Origin of the sequence: uncultured Campylobacter sp., from assembly GCF_938017705.1 — a bacterium.
Taxonomy (GTDB): domain Bacteria; phylum Campylobacterota; class Campylobacteria; order Campylobacterales; family Campylobacteraceae; genus Campylobacter_B.
In genome coordinates this window covers 1-7553 of the sequence record NZ_CALIIS010000155.1, presented here as the reverse complement: position 1 = coordinate 7553, position 7553 = coordinate 1, and the positions used below count along the sequence as shown (strand labels likewise).

The following is a 7553-nucleotide window of genomic DNA, read 5'->3' as shown; positions in this document are numbered from 1 at the left end:
AAAATTTTAGAAATTTCGGAGTTGAAAATTCCTGAAATTTTAAGAATTACAAAATTTCAGAAATTTTAAATTCTAAAATTTCATGAATTTTAGGATTTTAAATTTTAAAAATTTTATAAAAAAGGATAGCATTTGAACGGCTTTAAAACTTTACTATCGCGCTTTAAGCCCTATTTTAGGGATTATAAGCCGCAGTTTGCATTGGCGATTTTGGGTATGGTGATGACGAGCGTGGCGACTGCTACGAGCGCGAAGCTGGTCGAGCCCGTTTTAAACAAAATTTTCGTCGAAAAAAACGAGCCGTATCTCTACACGCTTCCGATCGCGATCATCGTGGTTTTCGCGATGAAAAGCGGCGGTGCGTTTATGCAAAACTACTTCACCGCCTTCATCGGTCAAGACACGGTGCGCCGCTTCCGCGATAGGCTCGTCGCAAGCCTCGTGCGGCTGGACGTAGATTTTTTCAACCGCTTCCGCACGGGCGAGCTCATTAGCCGCACGATCAACGACATCGAGCGTATCCGCGTCGTAGTTTCGAATATGATCCCCGATTTTTTTACGCAGATCATTACGATTTTGGGGCTTTTGGGCGTCGTGATCTATCAGAGCCCAAAGCTTTCGTTTTTCGCGCTCGTGGTCTTTCCGTGCGCGATATATCCACTCTCGCGCCTTGCAAAGCGGATGAAAAAAATTTCGCGTGAGTCTCAAGAGAAAACCTCCGATATCTCCTCGGCGCTCAGTCAAATTTACTCCAACATCGAAATCGTCAAGGCGAGTAACGCCGAGAGCTTTGAAGTGGAGAAATTTAACGCCGAAAACAAGAAATTTTTCGGTCTAAATTTAAAGGCGGTCGTAACGACGTGCCTGGTAAGCCCGATCATGGAGATGCTAGGCGCCGTGGGTATCGCCGTGGTGATCATCGTCGGAGGACAGGAGGTCATCGCGGGCCAGATGAGCATCGGCAGCTTTTTCAGCTTCCTTACAGCGCTTTTTATGGTTTACACGCCGATAAAAAAGGTCTCATCGCTCTACAACAATATGCAAGACGCCATCGCGGCGAGCGAGCGGACGTTTGAGCTCATAGATTTGGAGCCTACGATCGTCGGAGGCGGAAAGCAGATGGGCGAGATCGGCTCGGTGAGCTTTTGCGACGTGTCGCTAAACTACGGCGACAAGGCGGCGCTAAAAGATATAAGCTTCAGCGTCAAAAAGGGCGAAATTTTAGCGCTCGTCGGAAACAGCGGCGGCGGCAAAAGCTCGGTCGTGAACCTACTGATGCGCTTTTACGACGCAAGTAGCGGTAAAATTTTATTCAACGGCAACGACGAAATCGGCGAGTTTAGCATCCCTAGCCTGCGCGAAAACATCGGCCTGGTAAGCCAACGCGTCTATATTTTTAACGACACGATCGCGCAAAACGTAAGCTACGGCGCGGAATTTAACGAGCAGCGCGTCATAGAAGCGCTCAAGCTCGCCAACGCCTATGAGTTCGTAAGCTCGATGAAGGATGGAATTTACACCGTGCTTAGCGAGTTCGGCGCAAATCTTAGCGGCGGACAGCGCCAGCGTATCGCCATCGCGCGCGCGCTGTATAAGGACCCGCAAATTTTAATATTCGACGAGGCGACTTCTGCGCTGGATAACGCAAGCGAAAAGGAGATCTCAAACGTCATCGAAAAGATCAAACAAAGCAAAATCGTCTTTGTAATCGCTCACCGCCTCTCCACGATCGAGCGCGCCGATAATATCGCCGTGATGAAAAACGGCCGCATCCTCGCCATCGGCACCGACGCGAAGCTGACGGGCGAGTGCGAGGAGTATCGCAGCCTAAAGGGGATAATGCAAAACGGCTAGAGCTTTAAAATTCTGCCCCTTTTGCGCCCCGGTTTTGCTCTATGAAATTTTGAATTTTTAGTTTTGAAGTAAACCGCATAAATTTATCCGCAAAGATTGAAATTTTATTTTGAAATTTAGCCGTGCGGATAGCCGCTTTGGCTGCAGGGCTTTTTAATAAAGTTCGACCCTTTGATGCGACGAGGCACGACTACTAGAGCTTTAACGTTTGGATTAAAATTTTATCTCAAAATTTCAGCGCTTCGTTGCGGCTTGCCTCTAAATTTAAACGCTCGCGCCGTTTTAAAACCGCTGCGGTAAAATTTTATCGCACGCTGGACTTTTCAGCGCGTTACCTGCACCTGATCTTCGGCATCTGCGATAAAATTTTAGCTTTATTTTCCTTTATAAATTTTCGCATCTTTTTAAAATCTCTATCCGAATCGAAATTTTTCGCATATTGCACAAGTACAAGTCCGCAGCTTTGCATATCTGCAACCATTAGATCGACTTCATATTTATTGAAATTAGGATCTCCGGGGGCGGGCGGATTGAGGAGTACTATTATAGCTTGCGTATGGTTGGTCTTTAAAATGCCGAAGGAGCGTCGATCCTCTTGTTTTTTTCCCGCATTGGCCTCTTCGATCGCTTGATATATCCCATACGCATACTCATCGATATTTTTTACGTCGTTGAAATATGATATAGATACGAGCTTACTCCAGCCAAATCCTTCCTCACCGTTTAAAAAATAATATGCCGCCGCAAGATTTTTATACTTTCTGGTAAAAGTTTCTCCATCTATCTTAATGCTATACGGTAACTCTATCGCGCTATACGCTTCCTTTACCTTGGGATCCTCCAATATATATACCTTGCCTCGAAACGCCGCGCATCCGCCAAATATCGCCACCAGTAAAAATGCGGTTAAAATTTTTAATCTCATACCCGCTCCTTCAAAATTTTTTCAAATATTTTGCCATAAAAACCGAGCTTTAATCAATAAAAGGCTACAATAACGCCAAATTTAATTCCAAGGAAAAGTCATTGTTTGAATCTATGCGCGCGGCACGCTCGCTAAGCCCCCTATTTCTGGGGATTTTCTTTATGTTTATCGGCGACGCGCTAGTCATCGCAAGCGCGGGCATCATGCTAAAAGAATCCGGCCACAGCGAGCTTGAGATCGGAGCGATTTCGGCGTTTTTCTTTTTAGGTGCGATCTTTAGCGGCTTTTTCGTGCCTTCGATAATCGGCGCGCTCTCGTACGTGCGGGCATACGCGGTCTTTACGGCGCTTTTCGGAATTGCTGCAATGCTGCATGATCTTGGCTCAAACCTCGTATATTGGGCGATTTTGCGCTTTATTTTGGGCTTTTGCTACTACGCGCTTTTGATGATAATCGAAAGCTGGATAAACTCAAAGATCACAAACTCTATCCGCTCCCGCGTGCTGGCGATCTATGAAGCGGTTTTTTACGGCGCGTTTGCGATAGGAGTTGCAATTTTGGCGCTAAATTTCGGAACGATGAAGGTCTTCGTGCTAAGCGCATTTTTCATCATCCTGGCGCTGCTGCCGGTAAATTTAATCCGCTTCAATCCTCCTAGAGTCCCCGCTCGCATGCGAATTTCGATGCCGCAAATTTCAATCGTGCCGCCGCTTGCGTTTGCGACGGTGGTTTGCGCGGGCATTTTGATTAACGGCTTTTTTTCGATGGCGAGCGTTTTCGTGCTAAGCGCGGGACTTGGAGTGGGCTCAGTGGGCGCATTTATGGGATCGGCGATGGCAGGAGGCTTCTTAGCGCAGCTCGTCTGCGGCACTATTTCAGATAAGTTTGGTCGCAAACGCGCCATAATGATAGTTTGCGTCGTGGGTCTTACTTCCTGCGCGGCGCTATTTTTTGCCAAAAGCTTCATCCTAACGTGCGCGCTTGCGTTGATGTTGGGATTTGGCGCCTTTCCTTTGTATTCGCTTGCCATAGCGCGCGCAAACGACTCCATCACCGGCGAGGGCGCATCTCGCGTGCAAATTTCAGCGGCAATGCTTTTTATCTATTCGAGCGCGTCGCTCTGTTCGCCTTTGATAATCGGCGCGATGATGAAATTTTTGGGCGCAAACGGCTTTATCTGGGTGTTTTTCGCGGCGATGAGCTTTTTATTTATATTTGCTATTTTTCGTCCCGAGATCGCGCCGAAAAGATAGCTTTAAAATTTTAAATTTTTTCGTAGATCAAAAATTTATAATAAAATGCCGCGATTGCGAACATAAAGCCCATGCCGAAGGTGATTTGCGAAAGCGAAAATCCAAGCTCGAAAAAAAATCCGATCGCAGCCGACACGAGCGTCGCGACGATGAAATACGCCATGTCGTTGTAGGCGATAACGCGCCCGAAAAACTCCCTATCGACGTGGCTTTGCAGCTGCGTAAAAGAATACGACCACACCGTCGTGATGAAAAATCCCGCCGCGATCATGCCCGCAAACGAAAGCCAGTAGTTAAACTCCAGCACCGCCCATAGCGCGATGCCCGCAAACTGCCCCAGCAGGATCCAAAAAAAGGTGTGTTTGTTTACGATCTTGCTTAGCCATATCTGCCCGAAAAATGCAGCTGCCGAGCGCGACATATTCATAAGCCCGATGACTAGCGAGGCGCTTAAAATTTCTTTGTATTTATACTTCGCAAGAAGCGCGATGAGATTGTCGTAGGTGGTGACGGCGACGAAGGCGTGAAGCACGATGAGATGCACCACCAAAGGGTGCAAGCGTAGGTAGGAAAAGCCCTCCTTTAGCATCTTAAACACGGGTCCTGGCGCGTTTCTTGCAAGGTCTTTAAAATTTAGCCGCAGCAGGATAAAAAACGAAAAAACGTATAAACAAAAATCCAAAATAAACGCCGCTCGCACGCCGAAATAGTGGATAAAAACGCCCGCACTCGCCATCCCGAAGGTATATGTGATCGTCCAGATAATGCCCGTCATCTCGTTAGCAAGCTTGAGATAAGGACGGCTTAGGAATTTCGGCAGCGTGGAGGATTCGGTCTGAAAAAACAGCGTGCCTGCGACGCTTCGCACGACCACGATCAAAAGCAGCAGCCACAAATAATCCAAACTATCGATAAAAATCAGCATGAAAATACTGATCATCTCGGTTATAAACATCGCCGTCATCAGCGGCTTTGGTTGAAATTTATCCACGATGATGCCGTTGATGGGCGCTAAAAAAACGTTCGGCACGAACGAAACGACGCCCACCGCCGTAATCGCCCACACCGGCGCGCCAAGCCCAATGAGCAGCGTAGCGACCCCGACGACCGAAAACCACAAGCCGAACATACATATAAAACCCGCCGAAAAGAGCAGGCGGTAGTTGCGTGAATGGCGAAGTAGCACGATGTATCTTATCATAAAATTTTATCCCGTAAATTTAATATAAACAATCTAGCGAAATTGTATCACGGCGCGCCTTAAAAGCCAAAATAAGCTAAAAATGCTATAATTGCGAAATTTTAAATTCAGGAGTGAAAATGGAAGGGTTCGTAACTACGGTAATAGTATTTTGCGTCCTCATCGCGGCAATTCTAAAGATGGGGGTCAAGATCGTCTCACAATCGGAAATTTTAATCATCGAGCGGCTGGGTCGCTTTCATAAGGTGCTAGACGGCGGCTTTCACATCATCGTGCCGTTTTTTGACGCGGTGCGCGCGAAGATGAGCGTGCGCGAGCAGCTCGTGGACATCAGCAAGCAGCAAGTCATCACAAAAGATAACGTCAACATAAGCGTCGACGGTATCGTGTTTTTGAAGGTTATCGACGGTAAGATGGCGCTTTACAACGTCGAGGATTATCGCCGCGCGATTTCAAATTTAGCGATGACGACGCTACGTAGCGCGATCGGCGAGATGAGCCTAGATAGCACGCTTAGTTCGCGCGATCAGTTAAATTCCAAACTGCAAATCGCTCTGGGCGACGCTGCGGATAACTGGGGCGTAAAGATCATGCGCGTGGAGATCTCCGAAATTTCGGTACCACACGGCATCGAAGAGGCGATGAATATGCAGATGAAAGCCGAGCGCGAAAAGCGCGCGATCGAGCTTAAAGCCGAGGCGGAAAAAGCAGCCCTCATCCGAAACGCCGAGGCGCTAAAGCAGGAGAAGGTGCTCGAAGCCGAGGCGATCGAGCGTATGGCGGATGCGAAAAAATATGAGCAGATCGCGCTAGCACAGGGTCAAAAAGACGCGATGGACAGTATAAATTTAGCGATGAGCGCTTCTAGCTTTGCGGCGGAATACCTGCTCGCGCAGGGTCGCGTAAACGCTTTTAGCGAGCTGTCCAAAAACCCGAGCAAAGATAAAATTCTAGTGCCTTACGAAACGAGTGAGCTTATCGGCTCTCTTAGCGTGCTTAAAGAATTCCTCGGCAAAAACGGCGCGAAGGATGCTAAATGAACGCGCTGATTTTTATCATAATAGGCGTGATTTTGGCGATCGTCGAGCTTTTGGTGATGGATTTCACCTTTATATTTTTCAGCGCCGGATTTTTCATCACGGGGCTTTTAAGCTTCGGCTTTCACCTTGATTGGGACGTGCAAATTCTGCTTTCGTTCGTGCTTTCTTTCGTGCTTCTAATCGCACTTAAAAGGCCGCTAAAATCGCGCTTTTTCAAACCTGAAGAGAAACACGAGGATAATTTTTTAGACGAAAGCGGCACCGGCGTAATCAAAAACGGCATGGTCTATTTTAAAGGCACGTTTTGGAAAAGCGATGAAATTTCGGAGCTTAACGAGGGCGACCGCGTCGAAATTTTAGGCGTAAAAAACGGCCAGATCGTGGTTAAAAAAGATGGCAGTCGAAATTCTAGCGGCGCAGACGGCGTAAATTTAAATAACGGCGACGCAAATTTAGGCGACGCGGACAGCACGAGCGCCGACGATAAAAATTCTAACGCCGCCGCAAGCAAAGACGCGCAAAGCTCTGGGGCTAAAGAAGAAACGCTCGTAGACCCGAAAGAGGCGTAGAGTGAGCGCTAAAACCGCACCAAAAAAAACGATCAACAGCAAAGATGAAATTTTAAAATTTTTATCGTCGCAGAAAAAGAGGCTTTTTGCGGTTGGCGTTACCGAGCTAGGGCTTTTCGGTAGCTACGCCAAGGGTAGCGCCGACGCATTTTCCGACATCGACATCGCAATCGAAACCGACGGGGCAAAAATGGTAAAAAATCTAGGAAACCCTTTTTCGGCGCTGGTTTTTTTAGACGATTTTAAAAAAAAGCTCTCCGGTAAATTTAATGTAAATGTCGATCTGTGCGATACTACCTCTTTAAGTCGCGAAGAAAAAATGAAGCTACTGCAAGGAGCGATTTATGTTTGAAAGATCAAGCATCGAGCGATTAAAAAAGATATCTGATAAAATTTCATCCATCCTAAAAAAATGCGAGGGCGGCGTAGCGCAGGCTCTTGCCGACGAGGACGTTTTGCAGCCTGCGATAATGATGCAGTTCATCAATATCCACGCCCTGCTAAAGGGTCTGCAAGAAAGCAACGATTTGCAGGCTTTGGCGATCTTTAGCAAAGATGAAATAAGAGCTATCAACGCCACCAGGAATATCGCCTCGCACGAATACGAACGGCTAAATTTTGAGCTGATAGAGATAGCGATCAAGGACTATCTACCGACGCTAAATCAAAAAATCATCGACGCACTAAAGCCGTATCGCAAAGGCAAATCGG

Annotated in this window: 8 protein-coding genes; 6 read left to right on the top strand and 2 right to left on the bottom strand. The window is 47.2% G+C overall.

Annotated elements, in window-relative coordinates:
• Positions 1-132: 132 nt before the first annotated feature.
• Positions 133-1854, top strand: a complete 1722-nt coding sequence (locus tag Q0605_RS07735; protein WP_298705789.1) for an ABC transporter ATP-binding protein — start codon at positions 133-135, stop codon at positions 1852-1854.
• Positions 1855-2185: 331 nt separating this feature from the next.
• Here Q0605_RS07735 and Q0605_RS07730 read toward each other — a convergent pair whose 3' ends face one another.
• On the bottom strand, positions 2186-2779 hold the full coding sequence (locus Q0605_RS07730; protein WP_298705787.1) for a hypothetical protein: 594 nt from the start codon (positions 2777-2779) through the stop codon (positions 2186-2188).
• Between the two features lie 101 nt (positions 2780-2880).
• On the opposite strand from Q0605_RS07730, the gene Q0605_RS07725 reads away from it, so the two are divergent.
• Complete coding sequence (locus Q0605_RS07725) at positions 2881-4032, top strand: MFS transporter (RefSeq protein WP_298705784.1); 1152 nt, start codon at positions 2881-2883, stop codon at positions 4030-4032.
• A gap of 10 nt (positions 4033-4042) precedes the next feature.
• On the opposite strand, the gene Q0605_RS07720 is transcribed toward Q0605_RS07725, so the two are convergent.
• A complete protein-coding gene (locus tag Q0605_RS07720; RefSeq protein ID WP_298705781.1) occupies positions 4043-5233 on the bottom strand; it encodes an MFS transporter in 1191 nt (396 codons plus the stop codon).
• A 119-nt stretch (positions 5234-5352) separates the two neighbouring features.
• Here Q0605_RS07720 and Q0605_RS07715 point away from each other — a divergent pair, with 119 nt between their 5' ends.
• The 4 genes from Q0605_RS07715 to Q0605_RS07700 all read left to right on the top strand — a co-directional run.
• Positions 5353-6273, top strand: a complete 921-nt coding sequence (locus Q0605_RS07715; RefSeq protein ID WP_297988488.1) for a stomatin-like protein — start codon at positions 5353-5355, stop codon at positions 6271-6273.
• On the top strand, positions 6270-6842 hold the full coding sequence (locus Q0605_RS07710) for an NfeD family protein (protein WP_298705778.1): 573 nt from the start codon (positions 6270-6272) through the stop codon (positions 6840-6842). The genes Q0605_RS07715 and Q0605_RS07710 overlap by 4 nt, the downstream gene beginning before the upstream one ends.
• Before the next feature lies 1 nt (position 6843).
• Entirely contained in the window at positions 6844-7194 is a 351-nt protein-coding gene (locus Q0605_RS07705; protein ID WP_298705775.1) for a nucleotidyltransferase domain-containing protein, read from the top strand.
• Positions 7187-7553 (top strand): HepT-like ribonuclease domain-containing protein (locus Q0605_RS07700; RefSeq protein WP_298705772.1); only part of this gene is annotated, 367 nt, incomplete at its 3' end. The genes Q0605_RS07705 and Q0605_RS07700, both read left to right, overlap by 8 nt.